The 18,273-nt window shown below is 69.6% G+C and carries 11 protein-coding genes and 1 pseudogene; 3 read left to right on the top strand and 9 right to left on the bottom strand.

From position 1 onward, the window contains the following. Positions 1–196: 196 nt before the first annotated feature. The 4 genes from ACS04_RS18325 to ACS04_RS18310 all read right to left on the bottom strand — a co-directional run bounded on the left by ACS04_RS18325 (position 197) and on the right by ACS04_RS18310 (position 4,937). Positions 197–1,456 carry a sugar ABC transporter permease gene (locus ACS04_RS18325; RefSeq protein WP_048477746.1) on the bottom strand — a complete coding sequence of 420 codons (1,260 nt, stop codon included), beginning with the start codon at positions 1,454–1,456 and terminating at the stop codon, positions 197–199. Between the two features lie 29 nt (positions 1,457–1,485). Beyond that, positions 1,486–2,274, bottom strand: a complete 789-nt coding sequence (locus tag ACS04_RS18320) for an ATP-binding cassette domain-containing protein (RefSeq protein ID WP_048477698.1) — start codon at positions 2,272–2,274, stop codon at positions 1,486–1,488. Between the two features lie 227 nt (positions 2,275–2,501). Next, the gene (locus ACS04_RS18315; RefSeq protein WP_048477697.1) at positions 2,502–3,617 is read right to left on the bottom strand and encodes a substrate-binding domain-containing protein; all 1,116 of its coding nucleotides are present in this window, start codon (positions 3,615–3,617) and stop codon (positions 2,502–2,504) included. A gap of 117 nt (positions 3,618–3,734) precedes the next feature. Next, positions 3,735–4,937 (bottom strand): ROK family transcriptional regulator, encoded by a 1,203-nt coding sequence (locus ACS04_RS18310; RefSeq protein ID WP_048477696.1) that lies wholly within the window; start codon positions 4,935–4,937, stop codon positions 3,735–3,737. A 608-nt stretch (positions 4,938–5,545) separates the two neighbouring features. On the opposite strand from ACS04_RS18310, the gene mgtA reads away from it, so the two are divergent. Together mgtA and ACS04_RS39360 are read left to right on the top strand one after the other, a co-directional pair. Next, positions 5,546–8,266, top strand: coding sequence for a magnesium-translocating P-type ATPase (gene mgtA, locus ACS04_RS18305; protein WP_107438630.1), 2,721 nt, complete (start codon positions 5,546–5,548; stop codon positions 8,264–8,266). Between the two features lie 19 nt (positions 8,267–8,285). Further along, positions 8,286–8,474: pseudogene (locus tag ACS04_RS39360) on the top strand (MgtC/SapB family protein); the annotation flags it as partial. Positions 8,475–8,588: 114 nt separating this feature from the next. Here the strand turns inward: ACS04_RS39360 and ACS04_RS18295 are convergent. From ACS04_RS18295 to ACS04_RS18275, 5 genes are all read right to left on the bottom strand, one after another. Continuing rightward, the gene (locus tag ACS04_RS18295) at positions 8,589–9,524 is read right to left on the bottom strand and encodes a carbohydrate ABC transporter permease (RefSeq protein ID WP_048477695.1); all 936 of its coding nucleotides are present in this window, start codon (positions 9,522–9,524) and stop codon (positions 8,589–8,591) included. Between the two features lie 13 nt (positions 9,525–9,537). Beyond that, entirely contained in the window at positions 9,538–10,482 is a 945-nt protein-coding gene (locus ACS04_RS18290) for a carbohydrate ABC transporter permease (protein ID WP_048477694.1), read from the bottom strand. A gap of 22 nt (positions 10,483–10,504) precedes the next feature. Beyond that, the gene (ngcE, locus tag ACS04_RS18285; RefSeq protein WP_048477743.1) at positions 10,505–11,929 is read right to left on the bottom strand and encodes an N-acetylglucosamine/diacetylchitobiose ABC transporter substrate-binding protein; all 1,425 of its coding nucleotides are present in this window, start codon (positions 11,927–11,929) and stop codon (positions 10,505–10,507) included. 304 nt (positions 11,930–12,233) lie between these two features. Continuing rightward, positions 12,234–14,948 (bottom strand): aconitate hydratase AcnA, encoded by a 2,715-nt coding sequence (gene acnA / locus ACS04_RS18280; RefSeq protein ID WP_048477693.1) that lies wholly within the window; start codon positions 14,946–14,948, stop codon positions 12,234–12,236. Between the two features lie 199 nt (positions 14,949–15,147). After that, positions 15,148–16,164 carry a LacI family DNA-binding transcriptional regulator gene (locus tag ACS04_RS18275; RefSeq protein ID WP_078864931.1) on the bottom strand — a complete coding sequence of 339 codons (1,017 nt, stop codon included), beginning with the start codon at positions 16,162–16,164 and terminating at the stop codon, positions 15,148–15,150. 104 nt (positions 16,165–16,268) lie between these two features. On the opposite strand from ACS04_RS18275, the gene ACS04_RS18270 reads away from it, so the two are divergent. Continuing rightward, a complete protein-coding gene (locus ACS04_RS18270; RefSeq protein ID WP_048477692.1) occupies positions 16,269–18,182 on the top strand; it encodes an amidohydrolase in 1,914 nt (637 codons plus the stop codon). Positions 18,183–18,273: the final 91 nt, after the last annotated feature.

The following is an 18,273-nucleotide window of genomic DNA, read 5'->3' as shown; positions in this document are numbered from 1 at the left end:
CCGCTCGCGGCAGCGGTCATCGGGCGGTCCCTGACGGGTCACACCTTTGTCATACATGTACACGGCACCACGTGGTCACACATTCCAAACGGGGGTATAACCGCACAGTTGTGCGCACACGTGTACGCACGGGTGCCCGGTGCCACACGAAGTGGCACCGGGCACTGTGACCGTTATTACCGCACGGGCGCGGTGATCAGGCGCGTCCGGCCGTCTTCTGGGTCTTGCGGGTGACCGAGTCGATCACCACGGTGGCCAGCAGCACCGCACCGGTGATCATGTACTGGATCGGGGTGGCGATGCCCTGGAGAGCCAGACCGTACTGGATCGAGGTGATGACCATGACACCGAGGAGGGCGTTCCAGGTCCGGCCCCGGCCGCCGAAGAGGCTGGTGCCGCCGATCACGGCCGCCGCGATCACGTTCATCAGCAGGTCGCCGGCGCCGGCGCTCTGGTTGGCCGCCGCGATCTTGGAGGCCCAGAACAGTCCGCCGACGGCGGCGAAGGTGCCCGCGATGGCGAAGACCGTGATGCGGATCCCGGTGACGTTGATGCCCGCGCGCCGGGAGGCCTCGACGCTGCCGCCGAGCGCGAAGATGCTGCGGCCGAACGAGGTGCGGCGCAGGAGGAAGTCCGTGCCGACCAGCACGAGCACGAAGAGCACCACCGCGAGCGGCAGGCCCTTGTACTGGTTGAACACCGCGGCGGGGCCGAAGGTGAACACGGCCAGCAGGCCCGTGCGCAGGGCGATCTCGCTCACCGGGCGGGAGGGGACCCCCGCTGCCTCGCGGCGCCGGTTGTCGAGGAAGCTGGCCAGGAAGTACCCGATCACCGCGATCGCGGCGAGGCCGTAGCCGGCCGCCACGTCCGTGAAGAAGTACGTGGTGAGCTGGCCCACCGGACCGTCGGGGTCGATGTTGATCGTGCCGTTGCTGCCGAGGATCTGCAGCATGGCGCCGGACCAGAAGAGCAGGCCCGAGAGGGTGACCGCGAAGGCCGGTGCGCCGATCCTGGCGAAGAAGAAGCCGTGGATTGCGCCGATCAGGGCGCCGGCGGCGATCGCCGCCAGGATGGCCACCCACTGGTTGACCCCGTGGGTGACGGCCATGACGGCGAAGAGGGCGCCCGAGACGCCGCTGACGGAACCGACCGAGAGGTCGATCTCGCCGAGCAGGAGCACGAAGATGATGCCCACGGCCATCATGCCGGTGGCGACCATCGTGATCGCGATGTTGGTCAGGTTCTCCGGGGAGAGGAAGTTCGCGTTCAGCCCCTGGAAGATGCCGCAGATGACGATCAGGCCGATGACGACCGGGACCGAGCCCAGGTCGCCGGCCTTCATCTTGCGGCCGAACTCGCTCAGGTAGCCGGACAGGCCCTGCTCGCGCACGAGCAGGCGCGGGTCCACCGCGGGGATGGCGTCCGCCGGGGCGGAGGGGTTGGCCAGCTGGGCCACTTCTTCCGCCGAAGTGTGGTGTTCGGTGCTCACTTGCCGGCCTCCCCGGTGCGGGCCGCGCGGCGGGTCACGGCGTTGTCCGTGGCACCCGTGATGGCGGAGATGATCTCTTCCTGCGACGTGTCCTTGACGTTGAAGACGCCGTTGTTGCGGCCCAGCCGCAGGACCGCCACCTTGTCGGCGACGGCCTTCACATCGGCCATGTTGTGGCTGATGAGGATGACGGCGTGGCCGCGCTCGCGCAGCCGCTCCACCAGGTCGAGGACCTGTGCGGTCTGCTCGACGCCGAGGGCCGCCGTGGGCTCGTCGAGGATGACGAGCTTGGGCTCGCCCAGCATCGAGCGGGCGATCGCCACGGTCTGGCGCTGGCCGCCGGAGAGCGAGGCGATGGGGATGCGGACACTGGGGATCCGGATGGACAGGGTGGTCAGGAGCTCGCGGGCGCGGCGCTCCATCTCGACCTCGTCCAGGACGCCGCGGCGCTTGAGCTCGCGGCCCAGGAACAGGTTGCCGACGACATCGATGTTGTCGCACAGCGCGAGGTCCTGGTAGACCGTCGCGATGCCCAGGTTCTGGGCGTCGTGGGGCTTGCCGATCGCGACCGGCTTGCCGTTCCACTCGATGACTCCGTCATCGATGGGGTGGACGCCGGCGATCGTCTTGACGAGCGTGGACTTGCCGGCGCCGTTGTCGCCGACCAGGGCGACCACCTCGCCGGAGTGGATCTCGAGCTCTACGTCGGTGAGCGCCTGGACGGCACCGAATCGCTTCGAGACCCCTCGCAACGCCAGCACGGGCGCAGCGGACACATGAACCATCTCCTTCGCCGCCTGACCGGCGGGGATGTCGTGCAGTAAGTGCAGGAGCGGGGTGGGGGTGGGGTGATCGTTTCTGCCCGGCGCCCCGCGGGTGGCGGGGAAGGAGGGGGCGGGGCGCCGGGCAGGCGCGGGGGTCCCGGTGGACCGGAGGGCGCGGGGCGCTCCTCCGGCCGGCGGGACGACGGGCCTCGCGGGAGGCCGGGAGGGCCTGGATCGGGCCCTTGGGCCTACTTCAGGCCGAGGGTGGTGCAGGCGGCCGCGTACTTGTCGGTGCAGATCTCGTCGGCCGTGTAGACACCGTCCTTGATGACAGTGTCCTTGATGTTGTTCTTCGTCAGCGAGACGACGGGGACCAGGACCGAGGGGACGCCCTTGGTGGTGGGGCTGTCGACCTTGGAGGTGGTGACACCGTCGAGCTTCTCGCCCTTGGCGAGCGCGACGGCCATCTTCGCGGCGGCCTCGGCCTCGGGGGCGTACGGCTTGTAGACGCTCATGAACTGCTCACCGGCGACGATGCGCTGCACGCCGGCGAGTTCCGCGTCCTGGCCGGTGACCGGGGGCAGCGGGTCCATGCCGGCGGCCTTGAGGGCGGTGATGATGCCGCCCGCCATGCCGTCGTTGGCGGAGTAGACGCCGACGATCTTGTCCTTGCCCAGCGCGGAGATCGCACCCGCCATGTTGGTGTTGGCGTTCTCCGGCTTCCACTCCTTGGTGTCGTACTCCTTGCCGATGGTCACCTTGCCGTCGAGGACGGAGTGCGCGCCCTTCTTGAAGAGGGCCGCGTTCGGGTCGGTGACCGAGCCGTTCATCATGACGATCTGGCCGGAGCCGGCCTTGTCGCCCAGCGCCTCCAGCAGGGCCTTGCCCTGGACCTTGCCGACCTCTTCGTTGTCGAAGGAGGTGTAGGCGTCGATCGGACCCTCGGCGAGGCGGTCGTAGGCCACGACGGGGATGCCCGCGTCCTTGGCCTTCTTGACCGAGCCGGCGATGGCCTTGGAGTCCACCGCGTCGACGACGAGGACGTTCACCTTGTTGGTGATCATCGTGTCGACCTGGGAGTTCTGGGTGGTGGCGTCCTGCTTGGCATTGGCGTAGACCACCTCGGCCTTGCCGCCGGTGAGTTCGGCGACCTTCTTCTCGAAGAGCGGCTTGTCGAACTTCTCGTAACGCGCGGTCTGGTTCTCCGGCAGGAGCAGACCGATCTTGATCGCACCACCCGCGGCGGCGGAGCCGGACTCCTTCGGCTTCTCGCCGGCCTCCTTGGCGCTGCCACAGGCGGCAAGGGAAGCGGCCATGGCGGTGGCGGCTACGGCAACGGCGGCTCTGCGCATACGCGTGTTCATTTCCTGAACCTCCCTGACGAGGCCGCAACATTGCGGCCGAGGTGGACGTGAGTCAACCTCGGCCGCAGTTTGCCGTCAAGGAGTGAATCCTTAACGAGATGACAACGGTGCCATCCGTTATCTAACTGAAGGCAAGAGCTTGAGGGTCGGCGAGCCGGCCAGAAGGGTCGAATCGCCCATCTCGCTCAGCACCAGGGCCAGCGCGCCCAGCACTTCGGCCCGGCCGCCCAACGAGCCCGTGAGCACGGAGAGTTGACGTGCCGCACTGGGGATCGCGTACCTCCCCACCGACTCACGTATGGGGGCCAGGATCAGTTCACCGGCCTCCGCCAGAGAGCCGCCGAGGACCACCCGGCTCGGGTTGAGGACATTGCACAGGTTCGCGACACCACTACCCACATGGCGGCCCACGTCGGCGATCACGCGCCGGCAGCCCGGATCGCCCTCCCGCGCCAGTTCGACGACGCGCTCCATGGTGAGTTCGGGCCCGTGCGTGCTCTGGAGCAGGGGCAGTACGTAGCGGGCCGCCGCGAAGGTCTCCAGGCAGCCGCGGTTGCCGCAGCGGCAGACCGGGCCGGACTCGTCCAGGGTGATGTGCCCGATCTCGCCGGCGGTGCCGCCCGGCCCCCGGTAGATCTGCCCGTTGATCACCAGGCCCGCGCCGACTCCGCTCGCGACCTTGATGTAGGCGAGGTCCTTGACCCCCCGGCCGCTCCCCCACACCAGCTCCCCGAGCGCTCCGAGGTTGGCGTCGTTGTCCACGTACACGGGTACGCCGAGGCGCTGCGAGAGCTCCTGGCGCGGGTTGATCCCGGCCCACCCCGGCAGGATCGCGGTGGAGCCCAGGGTTCCGGATTCCACGTCGATGGGGCCGGGGACGCCGAGCCCGACGCCGATGACCTTCTCCAGGCCCACCCCGATGCCCGCGATCAGCTCTCCCACCAGCGTTTCCGCCCGGTCGAAGCCGTCCGCCCAGGAGGCGTCCACGTCCAGCGGGGCCGATTGCTCGGCCAGGACCTGGTGGGCGAGGTTGCCGACGGCCACCCGCAGGTGGGTGTGGCCGAAGTCCACGCCGATCACGATGCCCGCGTCACCGCTGAGCGAGACGCTGCGCGCACGGCGGCCGCCCGCCGAGGTGTCCGTGACCTCGACGGTCCCACCGTCCTTGAGCTCGCGGACGATGTTGGAGACCGTGGCCGCCGACAGTCCGGTGGACCGGGCGATCTCCGCCTGGGTCAGCGAACCCGCGAGCCGCACCGCCCGCACGACCCGTTCGAGATTCGCGCGGTGCAGCGAAGACTGCGATCCGGGAGTCTGCACGACTCATCCACTCCTGCCCATTAGCGACGGCTGGCCGTCGCCCCCCGAGCCGGCGGTCGCGGCTTGGTGCTCCGAGACCCCGGCGTCTCTCCAACTTGTGAACCTTAAGTCGAGCCTTTGGCCCTCCAGACGTCAAGAGGCTGACACGGAACGAATCGGTCACCGCCGGTCATACGTATGAAAGACATCCCTCTGGATCGTGTTACGGTCGCTGAGGCAACCGGTTCTCTGCGGCTTTCGAGCCGGATCGGGTGCTCCGCGATGTCGGCGCTACGCAAGGAGGTGTTCGGGATGAGTCCCGATCGAAGTCTTTGCAGCGCTCTCGTCGGCTGAGCTGATCGGCCGATCCTTCCCTGAGTGCGCACGGCCGTGATCTCCGCGGCGCGGCTGCGGCACACCCCGCTGCCTCCGTGCGGTTCTGCATTCCTTCATCTTTCCCCCCTCCCTTTCCTTCCGCATGCCCCGGCGCCCCCGTCCGGGCGCCGTGCGTCACCCATGCCCCTCGGCGTGCCCGGCGGCGCTTCGCGCCGCCCCGCGCCGATCCATGATCACTCCACGTGACCGTGCGGCTCCGCGCTGCCCGGATCCCGCGGAGGGAGGTATTCGCCATGACCATGCTCACCCCCCGTACCCCGACCCCGCTCGCTCCTCCGGGCAGGGGCCGCCGCGAGCGCAAGGCGGCCGAGCTGGAGAGCCGTACCCGGCTCGCCGGCGAGCGGCTCGCCGCACTCAGCGCCCGCCCGGGCGTCCAGGTCCTCCAGGAGGTCGACGCCTCCCCCGGCGGTCTCACGTACGCCGAAGCGGCCCTGCGCCTGGCGCGGCACGGCGCCAACGTCGTCGCCCACGAGCGTGCCCCGCGCTGGTGGCTCCAGCTGGCGAAGGCGTTCTGGAACCCCTTCATCGGCGTCCTCGTCTTCCTGGCCGCCGTCATGTGGTGGCAGGACCCGGCCGATCCGGGCGTCGTGATCCTCTCCGTGATGGTGGGGGTCAGCGGACTGCTGCGCTTCTGGCAGGAGTTCCGCTCCGGCCGCGCCGCCGACGCGCTCAAGAAGCTCGTCACCACCACCTGCGCGGTGCAGCGGCGGGCCGGCAGCGGCTCCGCGCCCACCACCTTCGAGGTGCCCATGGACCAGGTGGTCCCGGGCGACGTGGTGAAGCTGGCCGCCGGTGACCTGATCCCCGCCGACCTGCGGCTCGTCACCTCCAAGGACCTGATGGTCGGCCAGGCCGCGCTCTCAGGCGAGTCCCTGCCGGTGGCCAAGGCCGACACGCGTGCGCAGGACCTGGGCCAGGGGGAGACCACCGACCCCGTCGAGGCCGACAACCTCTGCCTGATGGGGACTTCGGTCACCTCCGGCACCGCCACCGGCGTGGTGGTCGCCACCGGCGCCAACACGTACTTCGGCTCCATGGCCGGCTCGCTGGCCGGCGAGCGCCCGCAGACCAACTTCGACACCGGCGTCCGCAAGGTCAGCTTCCTGCTGATCCGCTTCATGCTGGTCATGGTCCCGGTCGTGTTCGCGATCAACGGCCTCACCAAGGGCGACTGGGACGAGGCCTTCCTCTTCGCCGTCGCCGTCGCCGTCGGCCTGACCCCCGAGATGCTGCCGATGGTCGTCTCCGCCAACCTGGCGCGCGGCGCGGTCGCCATGTCCCGGCGCAAGGTCGTCGTCAAGCGCCTCAACGCGATCCAGAACCTGGGCGCCATGGACGTGCTCTGCACGGACAAGACCGGCACCCTCACCGAGGACCGGATCGTTCTGGACCGCTACCTGGACGTGCACGGCGACGAGGACGACGAGGTCCTGGAGTACGGGTACCTCAACTCCCACTTCCAGACCGGTCTGCGGAACCTGATGGACCAGGCGGTCGTCAACCGCGTGGACGAGGCCGAGGAGGTTGTCGTCGACGCGCGGTTCTCGGTGGTCGACGAGATCCTCTTCGACTTCGCCCGCCGCCGGATGTCCGTGGTCCTGGACCGCAAGGCCGTCGTCGGCGGCCTCGGCCGCCCCCGGCACATCATGATCACCAAGGGTGCGGTGGAGGAGGTCCTGGCCCTGTGCACCCACGTGCGCGACCGTGGCGAGACGGTCGAGCTCACCGATCAGCTGCGGTGGCACGTCGCCCGCACCGCCGAGGACAACAACCGCCGGGGCCTGCGCGTCCTCGCCGTCGCCACCCGCGCGATGGACGGCGCGCGCTCCACCTACGGCGTCGCGGACGAGGAGGGGCTGACCCTGGTCGGCTTCCTCGCCTTCCTCGACCCGCCGAAGGCCGACGCCGCCCGGGCGCTGCGGGCCCTGGCCGACAAGGGCGTCGCGGTCAAGGTCGTCACCGGCGACAACGAGCTGGTGGCCGCCCGGGTCTGCGCGGACGTCGGCATCGACGTCGGGCAGGTGGTGCTCGGCCCCGAGACCGACTCCCTCGACGACCCGGGACTGCGCGCGCTGGCTGCCCGTACGACGGTCTTCGCCAAGGCCAACCCGGTCCAGAAGGCCCGGATCGTACGGGCCCTGCAGGCGGACGGGCACACCGTCGGCTTCCTCGGCGACGGCATCAACGACGCCGCGGCGCTGCGCGACGCGGACGTCGGCATCTCCGTCGACACGGCGGTCGACATCGCCAAGGAGTCGGCGGACATCATCCTGCTGGAGAAGGACCTGACCGTCCTGGAACAGGGCGTGATCCAGGGCCGGACCACCTTCGGCAACACGATCAAGTACATCAAGATGACGGCCTCGTCGAACTTCGGCAACGTCTTCTCGGTCCTGGTGGCGAGCGCGTTCATCCCCTTCCAGCCGATGCTCGCGATCATGCTGCTCGTGCAGAACCTGGTCTACGACATCGCCCAGCTGGCGACGCCCTGGGACCGGATGGACGAGGAGTACCTGCGGGGGCCCCGCAACTGGGACGCCAAGGGCATCGGCCGGTTCATGGTCTGCGTCGGCCCGATCAGTTCGATCTTCGACATCGCCATGTTCGTGATCATGTGGAACGTGTTCGGCGCCGACAGCGAGGCCGAGCAGGCGCTGTTCCAGTCCGGCTGGTTCGTCGAGGGCCTCCTCTCGCAGACCCTGATCGTCCACATGATCCGTACCCGCAAGATCCCGTTCATCCAGTCCCGCGCCTCCTGGCCGGTGCTGGTGACGACGGTCCTCGCGGTGCTGACCGGGCTCTACCTGCCCTTCTCGCCGCTGGCTTCCTCGCTGGGCTTCACGGCCCTGCCGGCGGGCTACTTCCCGTGGCTGATCGGCGTGCTGCTGGCGTACTGCACGCTCACCCAGCTCCTGAAGACCCTGTACGTCCGCACCTTCGGCACCTGGCTGTAGGAAGCCGCGCAGAGGGAGCGTACGGGGCCTGAACACGGCCGCCACGCTGTGGTGTTCCGCGGCCGTGGGCTGCCTGGCCGGCACCGGGATGTTCGTTCTCGCGGCCTGCGGCACGGCGGGCGTGGTGGGGGCCAACCTCCTGCTGCGCCCGCTGGGCCGGCGCCTGGACCGCGAACCGCGCGGCGGTGAACGGTGTCCGCGCTGCTGACCGCCGAGGGGGCGGCGGGGGGCCGGATGCCGTAGGACGCGGCCGGCAACCCCTCGCTCGCCCCCTCCCACCCGGCGGTCAGCTGGCCGGTCGTGGCCGACCCGACGGCCCCCGCTACTTGAGGGTGGCCGAGGTCAGACCGGCCTGGATCTGCCGCTGGAAGGACAGGTAGACCACCAGCATCGGGATCATCGCGATGGTCACGCCGGCGAACAGCACCGGCAGGTCCGTCTCGTACCCCATCTGGTACTGCAGCTGGATCAGGCCCTGGGTGAGCATGTAGCGCTCGGGGTCCGATCCGGTCTGCGGCTGCATCAGCACCGACGGCAGGATGTACTGGTTCCACTGCCCCAGGACATTGAATATCCCGACGCTGATCAGGCCGGGTTTGGCCATCGGCAGCATCACCTGGAAGAAGATCCGGGTGTCGGATGCCCCGTCGATCACGGCCGCCTCGTGCACGGCCGTCGGCAGCGTGCGGAAGAAGGAGTGCATGAAGAAGACGGTGAAGGGCATCGAGTAGGCCACGTAGACCAGGATCAGACCCTGGTACGTGTTGAGCATGTCCAGGCGCTTGACCATGAAGAACAGCGGGACGAGCGCCAGGAAGACGGGGAACATGGCCCCGCTGACGAAGAAGTAGTAGAAGAGCCGGTTCCCCGGGAAGGGGTAGCGGGCCAGCACGTACGCCGCCATCGAGCCGAGCAGCATGGTCAGCGGGACCGAGAACACCATCACGATCAGCGTGTGGGCGAAGTAGTCGCCGATTCCCTTGTCCCAGGCCCGGGAGAAGGCGTCGAAGTGCCAGTGGGAGGGCCAGCTGAGGGCCGAGCCGCCGATCTGGGCGTCGGTCTTGAACGAGCCGAGCGCCAGCCAGATCAGGGGCAGGACGATCAGTATCGCCCAGACGGCGAGGAACCCGTGGGAGAAGACGTTCAGCACCATGCCGTCGGAGCCGCGCTTCGCGCCCTGACCGGGGCCGGCGCCACCGCCGGAGCGTTCGGCCGAGGCCTCGCCCGGTGCCTTGATCGCCGTGGACTCTGCAGTCATCGTGGGACTCCGCTCAGAACTCGATGCGCTCGCGGCGGGTGGCGCGCAGCGTGACGACGGAGAGGATCATGGTCAGGACGAGCATGACGACGCCCATGGCGCAGGCGTAGCCGCTCTTGCCGAAGTACAGGAAGTTGCGCATCAGCACCGTGGCCATGACCTCGCTGTGGTGGTCGGGCCCGCCGCCGAACTGCCCGGAGGTCATGGTCGACACCAGTACGAACATGTCCATGGCGGCGATGCCCAGGTAGACCGCGGAGGTCTGTACGGAGTCCCACAGCAGGGGCAGGGTGACCTTGAGGAAGGTCTGGGCGCGCCCGGCGCCGTCGAGCAGGGCGGCCTCGTAGATGTCCTTGGGTACGGACTGCATGGCGGCCGAGAAGAGCACCAGGTAGAAGCCGACCCCGTGCCAGACCACCACCAGGAGCAGGCACCACAGCACGAGGTTCGGCCGGTTGAGCCATTCGACGGGGTGGGCCGGGTCCACCAGGCCCAGCTTGGTGAGGAAGCCGTTCAGCAGGCCGCCCTCGTCGCTGCGGTACACCGCGCCGAACAGCACGGCGAGGATGGCGAGCGACAGGACCTGCGGGAAGAAGTAGACGATCTTGTAGATGCCGGAGCCGCGGACGCCCCGCACCCCGCCCGCCCCGCTGCGCCCTCCCGCGTTCACCATGAAGGCGAAGAAGAGGGCCAGCAGGATGGTGACGGTCGGGACGAACACCAGGAGCAGCAGGTTGTGCCAGAGCGCTCCGCGGAAGACCTCGTCCTCCATCAGCGCGGAGTAGTTGTCCAGGCCGACGAAGTCGAACGTGGGCGACTGTCCGGACCAGTTGGTGAAGGAGTAGCCGAACGTCTGAACGTACGGCCAGATGACGAACGTCAGGTACAGCGCGAGCGGCAGGAAGAGGAATCCGGCGATGAAGCCGGTCCTTCCCCTGCCCCGGGCTACTTGGCTCATGGTGTGCGCCCCTTGGACGAGGTCAGCTGCGGTGGTTGTTCTTGGCGTTCGGGTCCTTGGCAGCCTTGTCTACCGCAGCCTGGGCCCGCTTGATCCATTCCTTTGGCTGGATCCGCTTGGCCATCAGCTCATTGGACGCGTTCTGGATCTCGGTGTCCATCTCGCTGTACCAGTCGGGGTACAGGTAGTTGAAGGTGTTCGTCCCGGCCGTCTTGACGGCCGCGACCGCCGAGGCCGTGCCGGGGCGCAGCTTGACGTTCGGGTCGACGCCGTCCTTGACCACGGTGAGGGAGTTCGCCTGCTGGGCGAAGAGGGTGGACCATTCGCGCGAGAGCATCGAGCGCAGGAACTCCAGGCCGCCGGCCTTGTTGGCGGCCTTCTCCGGGACGATGAAGGGCTCGCCGGCGCCGGCCCGGATGGCCTCGAAGGGCAGCTTGCTGTCAGCGAGGGTCGGGACCGGCAGGAACTTCATGTCGAAGTCGTCCGGGGTCTGCTTGAGCTGCTCGTTCTCCAGCCAGGAGCCGGAGGGGATGAAGGCCGCCTTGTACTGGTTCCACGCGGTCTGGGACTCCGTGTGGGTGAGGCCGTTGGTGCCGGCCATCAGCAGGTCCTTCTCGACGACCTCGTAGACCGCCTCGACGGCGGCGAGGGCGGCGGGGTTGCCCTCGAAGGCGTTCGGCTCCAGGTTGTCGATCGCCTTCATGGCCTCCAGACCGCCCTTCTTGGCGATCAGGTCCATGATGACGACGTTGATGTAGTACGGGTACTTGCCCTGGTGGGCGAGTCCGCCGATGCCGGCCGCCTTGGCCTTGGCGCAGATGTCCAGGAACGCGTCCCAGGTCTTCGGCTCGGCCCAGCCCTTCTCCTTGAAGAGCTTGCCGGAGTACCAGAAGCCGAACACGGTGTAGACGTAGTAGAGGGCGACGAACTTGCCCCCCTGGGTGCCCTGTTCGACGGTGCCCGGAATGAGCATGTCCCGGACCTTCTTGGACGGGTCGTCGAGCGAGGGCGCGTCGAGCACCGGGGTGAGCTCGGCGAGCTGGCCGCCCTTGGCGAGGACGTCGACCTTGATCTGCTGGGCGCCGGAGTCGTCGATGACGTCCGGCGGGTTGCCGCCGTTGAAGCGGGGCTGGAGCTTGGCGGCGATCTCCTGGGTGCCCAGGTGGGAGCTGGTGGTGCCCCACTTCTTGTCGAAGGCGGCCTCCCAGGCCTTCGCGTAGTCGTCGCCGAAGCCGCCCTTGAAGACGACCACGTCCAGCTTGCCGCCCTTGGCGACGCCGAACGGGTTCTCCTTGGTCACCGCACCCTTGTCCGGCCCCTTCGTGGTGTCCTCGCCGCCGGAGGCGCAGGCGGACAGGAAGCTCATCGTGGGCACCGAGATCAGTCCCAGCGCCGCGGAGCGCTTGATCAGGTCACGGCGGCCGAGGCCCTCACCAGTGGATCCCATGCTCATGTCCTCGCCTTCGTCAGAAGTGTGAAGGAGGCCGCGACGCGGCGCATGCCCGTGGTCACCGCACATACGGACATCACCGCAGGTCCCCGCCGTCCCCCGGTCCGGTGCCGCTCGTAACGCGATGATCCGGACGAGGCACAGGTATAGTCCACTTCCGTTCATGTGAGCAAGATCATGCACACGGTTGTCCGTCAGCTTTTCCGAGTTGAGACCTCCTCGAAACCTGACCCGGCCCGGAAAAAGCGGAAGGGCCGTATCCCCTTAACGGGGATACGGCCCCTTGGTGCCGCTGCTGCCGTCAGCCTCGGATGAGGTTGCGGAGCACGTACTGCATGATGCCGCCGTTGCGGTAGTAGTCCGCCTCACCGGGGGTGTCGATGCGGACGACCGCGTCGAACTCCACACCGGTGTCGGTGGTGACCTTCACGGTGCGCGGGGTGGTGCCGTTGTTCAGCTCCTCCACACCGGTGAAGGAGAAGGTCTCCTCGCCGGTGAGGCCCAGGGAGGCGGCCGAGGCGCCCTCCGGGAACTGGAGCGGGAGCACGCCCATGCCGATCAGGTTCGAGCGGTGGATGCGCTCGTAGGACTCGGCGATGACGGTCTTGACGCCGAGCAGCGCGGTGCCCTTGGCGGCCCAGTCGCGGGACGAGCCCGAGCCGTACTCCTTGCCCGCCAGGATGACCAGCGGGATGCCGGCGGCCTGGTAGTTCTGGGAGGCGTCGTAGATGAAGGAGACCGGCGCGCCCTCGACCGTGAAGTCGCGGGTGAAGCCGCCCTCGGTGCCCGGCGCGATCTGGTTGCGCAGGCGGATGTTGGCGAAGGTACCGCGGATCATGACCTCGTGGTTGCCGCGGCGGGAACCGTACGAGTTGAAGTCGCGGCGCTCGACGCCGTGCTCGGTGAGGTACTTGCCGGCCGGGGTGTCGGCCTTGATCGCACCGGCCGGGGAGATGTGGTCGGTGGTGACCGAGTCGCCCAGCTTCGCCAGCACGCGCGCGCCGGCGATGTCGGAGACCGGGGTGGTCTCCATCGTCATGCCCTCGAAGTAGGGGGGCTTGCGCACGTAGGTCGACTGCGGGTCCCACTCGAAGGTGTTGCCCGTCGGGATCGACAGCGCCTGCCACTGGGCGTCGCCCGCGAAGACGTCCTGGTAGGACTTGCTGAACATGTCCTCGCCGATGGCGTTCGCCACGACGTCGTTGACCTCGGCCTCGGAGGGCCAGATGTCCGCGAGGAAGACCGGCTTGCCGTCGGTGTCGGTGCCCAGGGCGTCCTTGGTGATGTCCACCTTCATGGAGCCCGCGATGGCGTACGCGACGACCAGCGGCGGGGAGGCCAGGTAGTTCATCTTGACGTCGGGGTTGATGCGGCCCTCGAAGTTGCGGTTGCCCGAGAGCACCGAGGTGACCGCGAGGTCGGCCTCGTTGATCGCCTTCGAGATCTCCTCGTCCAGCGGACCGGAGTTGCCGATGCAGGTGGTGCAGCCGTACCCGACGAGGTTGAAGCCCATCTTGTCGAGGTACGGGGTCAGGCCGGCCTTGTCGAAGTAGTCGGTGACGACCTTCGAACCCGGGGCCAGGGTGGTCTTGACCCAGGGCTTGCGGGTCAGGCCCTTCTCGGACGCCTTCTTGGCCACGAGCGCCGCGGCGACCATGACGTAGGGGTTCGAGGTGTTGGTGCAGGAGGTGATCGCGGCGACGGTGACGGCGCCGTGGTCGATCTCGAAGGAGGTGCCGTCGGCCAGGGTCACCAGGGTGGGCTTGGTGGGCACACCGTTGGCGGACGCCGGGGCGTCGGACGCCGGGAAGGACTCCTTGCCGGCCTCCTCGTCGTCGCTGACGTAGTTGCGCACGTCCAGCGCGAACTGCTGCGAGGCGTTGGCGAGGACGATGCGGTCCTGCGGGCGCTTGGGGCCGGCGATGGAGGGGACGACCGTGGAGAGGTCGAGCTCCAGCTTCTCGGAGAAGTCCGGCTCGGCGGCCGGGTCCAGCCACAGGCCCTGCTCCTTGGCGTACGCCTCGACGAGCGCGACCTGCTGAGCGTCGCGGCCGGTCAGGCGCAGGTACTTCAGCGTCTCGTCGTCGATCGGGAAGATCGCGGCGGTGGAGCCGAACTCCGGCGACATGTTGCCGATGGTGGCGCGGTTCGCCAGCGAGGTGGCGGCGACGCCCTCGCCGTAGAACTCGACGAACTTGCCGACGACGCCGTGCTTGCGCAGCATCTCGGTGATCGTCAGCACGAGGTCGGTGGCGGTGGTTCCGGTCGGCAGCTCGCCGGTCAGCTTGAAGCCCACGACGCGCGGGATCAGCATGGAGACCGGCTGGCCGAGCATCGCGGCCTCGGCCTCGATGCCGCCGACGCCCCAGCCCAGCACGCCGAGGCCGTTGACCATGGTGGTGTGCGAGTCGGTGCCGACGAGGGTGTCGGGGTACGCCTGGCCGTTTCGGACCATGACCGTGCGGGCCAGGTGCTCGATGTTGACCTGGTGGACGATGCCGGTGCCCGGGGGGACGACCTTGAAGTCGTCGAAGGCGGTCTGGCCCCAGCGCAGGAACTGGTAGCGCTCCTTGTTGCGGCCGTACTCCAGCTCGACGTTCTGCGCGAAGGCGTCCTTCGTGCCGAACTTGTCGGCGATGACCGAGTGGTCGATGACCATCTCGGCGGGCGAGAGCGGGTTGATCTTCGCCGGGTCGCCGCCGAGGGCCTTCACGGCCTCACGCATGGTGGCGAGGTCCACGACGCAGGGGACGCCGGTGAAGTCCTGCATGATCACGCGGGCCGGCGTGAACTGGATCTCCTCGCTGGGCTGGGCCTGCGAGTCCCAGTTGCCGAGCGACCGGATGTGGTCGGCGGTGATGTTCGCGCCGTCCTCGGTGCGGAGCAGGTTCTCCAGCAGCACCTTCAGGCTGTAGGGAAGGCGGGCAGAGCCCTCAACCTTGTCCAGCCGGAAGATCTCGTACGACTCGTCGCCCACCTGCAGCGTGCTGCGGGCGTCGAAGCTGTTCGCCGACACGACAGTCTCCTTCATGCATGAAATTCGCGCGTATTACCGCAATCCTGCCGCCACGCCCTGGGGCCAATCCGCTAAGGTAAGGCTAAGTTAGGTGAGCCTTACCAGCAGGGGCGGCTGCGGTACGCCTTCGGCAGATATCTCGATGTCGAGATAACTCTAGTGCATGGCCGCGCCCTGGTCATGCACGGCATGGGCCAGATCACAGTCGGGGCACGCCGCCGCGCGCACGGGAGGACGTACGCACGGTCAGCGCGGCCGGGACGGTCAGCTGGCCGGGTTCCGCCGCGCCCGGTGACTCCAGCAGCGCCACCAGTGCGCCGACCGCCCGCTCCCCGATCACCTCCGGGCGCAGGGTCACGGTGCTCACGGGCGGCTCGCCCGCCGCGTACGAGGGGTCCTCGCTCGCGCAGACGAGCAGCAGCTCGTGCGGTATCCGCAGCCCGTGCCGGGCGGCGGCGGCCAGCGCCTGGCGCCCGCCGGGGTCGTACACGCAGTACACGGCGTCGGGGCGGGAGCGGCGGGGCGCGGCGAACACCGGGTCGAAGGCGTGGCCGGCGGTGTCCTGCGGGTCGAACGCGACCACCAGCTCGGCCGCTCCGCGCTCGGCGCACCAGCCGGCGTAGGCCGAGGTGACGGCCCCGGTGTAGTACTCGCGGCCGTACGCGGAGTGCAGCGCGATCCGGGTGGCCCCGGCGGCGGCGAGGTGGTCGAGGACCTCGCGGGTGGTGGCCTCGTGGTCGTTGTCCACCCACACGTCCCCGGGCCGGGGGTCGGGGGGCCGGCCGTCGAAGACCACCGGCAGACCGCGGGCCCGCAGGGCGCGGAGCACCGGATCGCCGGCCGGACTGTCGAGCAGCAGCATCCCGTCGACGGCGAGGTCGTGCCAGAGCGGCTCGGCGCCCCGGTCGGCGGGCAGCAGGGTGAGGGCGTAGCCGCGGGCGTGGGCGGCCGCGGTGGCGGCGGTCAGCAGGCGGGAGAAGTAGGCGATCTCGACGTAGTTCCAGGGGGAGCCCGCGTACGTGGTGACGGCGAGGCCGAGCGTACGGGTGCGGGGGCCGCGGCGGGCGCTGTAGCCGAGGGCGGCCGCCACCTCGCGGACCCGGCGGCGGGTGGACTCGCCGAGGCGGCCGGTGCCGCCCAGCGCGTGCGAGACGGTCGCGGTGGAGACCTCCGCGGCGCGCGCGATGTCGGCGAGGGTCGGTCCGGGGCCGGGCACGGGGTCATCGTACGGACGGCGGTGCGGATTTCGTGGGCCGCGGCGGGTTCTGGTTAAGGGGTTAATCAAACAGTGTCCTGGCCACACCGACGTTTGGAGTGGCGATGACCCCTGCTTCCTTCTCTTCCCCCTTGTCCCGCCGGCGCCTCCTCGGAGCCGTCGGCGCCGCCGGGGCGGCGGGCGCGGCCGGTCTGCTGGGCGCGGGGCCCGCGGCGGCGGCCCCCGCCTCCGGCGGGCGCGGCTCGGCCGCCCTGGTGATCCACAACGCCCGGGTGTTCACCGGGACCGCCGGCGGCGGGGCGCCGGTCGAGGCGGTGGCGGTCGGGCGCGACGGGAAGATCCTGGCCACCGGCAGCGGTTCGGCGGTGCGCCGGCACGCCGGGCGGGACACCGAGGTCGTCGACGCCCGCGGGAACACGGTGATGAGCGGCATCCACGACGGCCACGTGCACCCGCTGGGGGCGGGCGACCGGTCGCTGCGGCCCTCGCTGGAGGGGGCCGAGACCACCCTGCCCGAGCTGCGGGAGCTGCTGACCGGCTTCCTCGCCGACACCGGGGGCGCGGGCGCGGAGCCGGACCGCTGGCTGGTGGTGGAGGACTGGAACCCGGTCGGGCTGCTGCCGACCGGGAGCGTGCCGCACCACTCGATGCTGGACGCGCTGGCCACCCGCAGGCCGGTCGCGCTGGTCGGCGGCGACGGCCACAACATCTGGGTCAACCGGCGGGCCCTGGACATCGCCGGGATCACCGCGGCCACCCCGGACCCGGTCGGCGGCCGGATCGTGAAGGGGGCCGACGGGCAGCCGACCGGGGTCCTGAAGGACGACGCGCAGGACCTGGTGAAGCGGCACGTCCCGGAGCCCTCCCGGGCCGAACTGGTCGCGGCCTGCGCGAAGGTGCTGGAGCAGGCGGCGGCGTCCGGTGTCACCACGATGATGGACGCCCTGGTCGGGCGGCACGAGCTGGAGCTCTACCAGGCCCTCGCGGCGGCGGGGAAGCTGCCGCAGCGGATCGTCCCGGCGATCCGGCTCGACGCCGGCCAGACCAAGGACCCGGCGGCCGCGCTGGCGTACGCGCGCGGGTTGCGGCGGGAGTTCGAGGGGGTGCGGGGCCTGCGGTTCGGGATGGTCAAGGTGTTCCTGGACGGGGTCATCGAGTACCCGGCGCAGACGGCCGCGCTGCTGGAGCCGTACCTGGACGGGAACGGCAGGCCCACGGCGAACCGGGGCGAGCTCTACACCTCGGCGGCCGACTACGGCCGGCTGACGGCGGCCTTCAACAAGGCCGGCTGGCAGCTGCACGCCCACGGGCTCGGAGACCGTGCGGTACGCACCGCTCTGGACGGGTACGCGTACGCCCACCGGGTGACCGGACAGCGGGACGCGCGCAACGCGATCGCCCACCTGCAGATCGTGGATCCGGCGGACCTGCGGCGCTTCGCCCAGCTGGGCGTCGCGGCCTGTATGCAGCTCCAGTGGGCGGCCGAGGACACCTGGACGATGGACGCTCTGCTTCCGTACATCGGTCCGCAGCGCCACCGGTGGATGTACCCGGCGCGCAGCCTGGAGCGGGCCGGGGCCCGGCTGACTGGCGGCTCGGACTGGCCGGTGGACGCGCTCCAGGTGTGGAACCAGCTGCGGACGGCGATCGACCGGCAGGGCGCGTACGGGACGGGCGAACTGCACCGTGAGCTGGAAGGGCTGAGCCGGAGCTCGGTGCTGCGGATGCACACGGCCGGGACGGCGTGGCAGTTGCGGCAGGAAGGGCTGACGGGGACGGTGGAGCGGGGCAAGGCCGCGGACCTGGTGCTGCTGGACCGGGATGTGACCCGCTGTCCGGTGGCCGACATCAGCGGAACCGGCGTACGGATGACCCTGGTCGGCGGCCGGGTGGTGCACGACGCGGACTCGGAGGCGGGCCGCGCCGCGGTGGCCCGGGCGGCGCGCGCGGGATCCGGACCGCGCCCGGCGTCGTACGCGGCGGTGCACGGCGGCCGCCACCATGCGTGCGGGCACTAAATCTGCATAATGAGGGGGATGTCCGCAATTTGAGCGATGCGTCGGGAGACGGGTGGAAGCGACCCAGGGAGCATCTGACGGTCGGTAACAC

Origin of the sequence: Streptomyces roseus, assembly GCF_001044425.1 — a bacterium.
GTDB lineage: Bacteria > Actinomycetota > Actinomycetes > Streptomycetales > Streptomycetaceae > Streptomyces > Streptomyces roseus.
This window is presented reverse-complemented; position numbering and strand designations above follow the sequence as displayed.

What these genes read in the sequence shown, in the direction of transcription:
- ACS04_RS18320 (WP_048477698.1), bottom strand. Translation starts at nt 2,274, where the DNA reads ATGGTTCATGTGTCCGCTGCGCCCGTGCTGGCGTTGCGAGGGGTCTCG.
- ACS04_RS18315 (WP_048477697.1), bottom strand. Translation starts at nt 3,617, where the DNA reads ATGAACACGCGTATGCGCAGAGCCGCCGTTGCCGTAGCCGCCACCGCC.
- mgtA (WP_107438630.1), top strand. Translation starts at nt 5,546, where the DNA reads ATGACCATGCTCACCCCCCGTACCCCGACCCCGCTCGCTCCTCCGGGC.
- ACS04_RS18295 (WP_048477695.1), bottom strand. Translation starts at nt 9,524, where the DNA reads ATGACTGCAGAGTCCACGGCGATCAAGGCACCGGGCGAGGCCTCGGCC.
- ACS04_RS18290 (WP_048477694.1), bottom strand. Translation starts at nt 10,482, where the DNA reads ATGAGCCAAGTAGCCCGGGGCAGGGGAAGGACCGGCTTCATCGCCGGA.
- ngcE (WP_048477743.1), bottom strand. Translation starts at nt 11,929, where the DNA reads ATGGGATCCACTGGTGAGGGCCTCGGCCGCCGTGACCTGATCAAGCGC.
- ACS04_RS18270 (WP_048477692.1), top strand. Translation starts at nt 16,269, where the DNA reads ATGACCCCTGCTTCCTTCTCTTCCCCCTTGTCCCGCCGGCGCCTCCTC.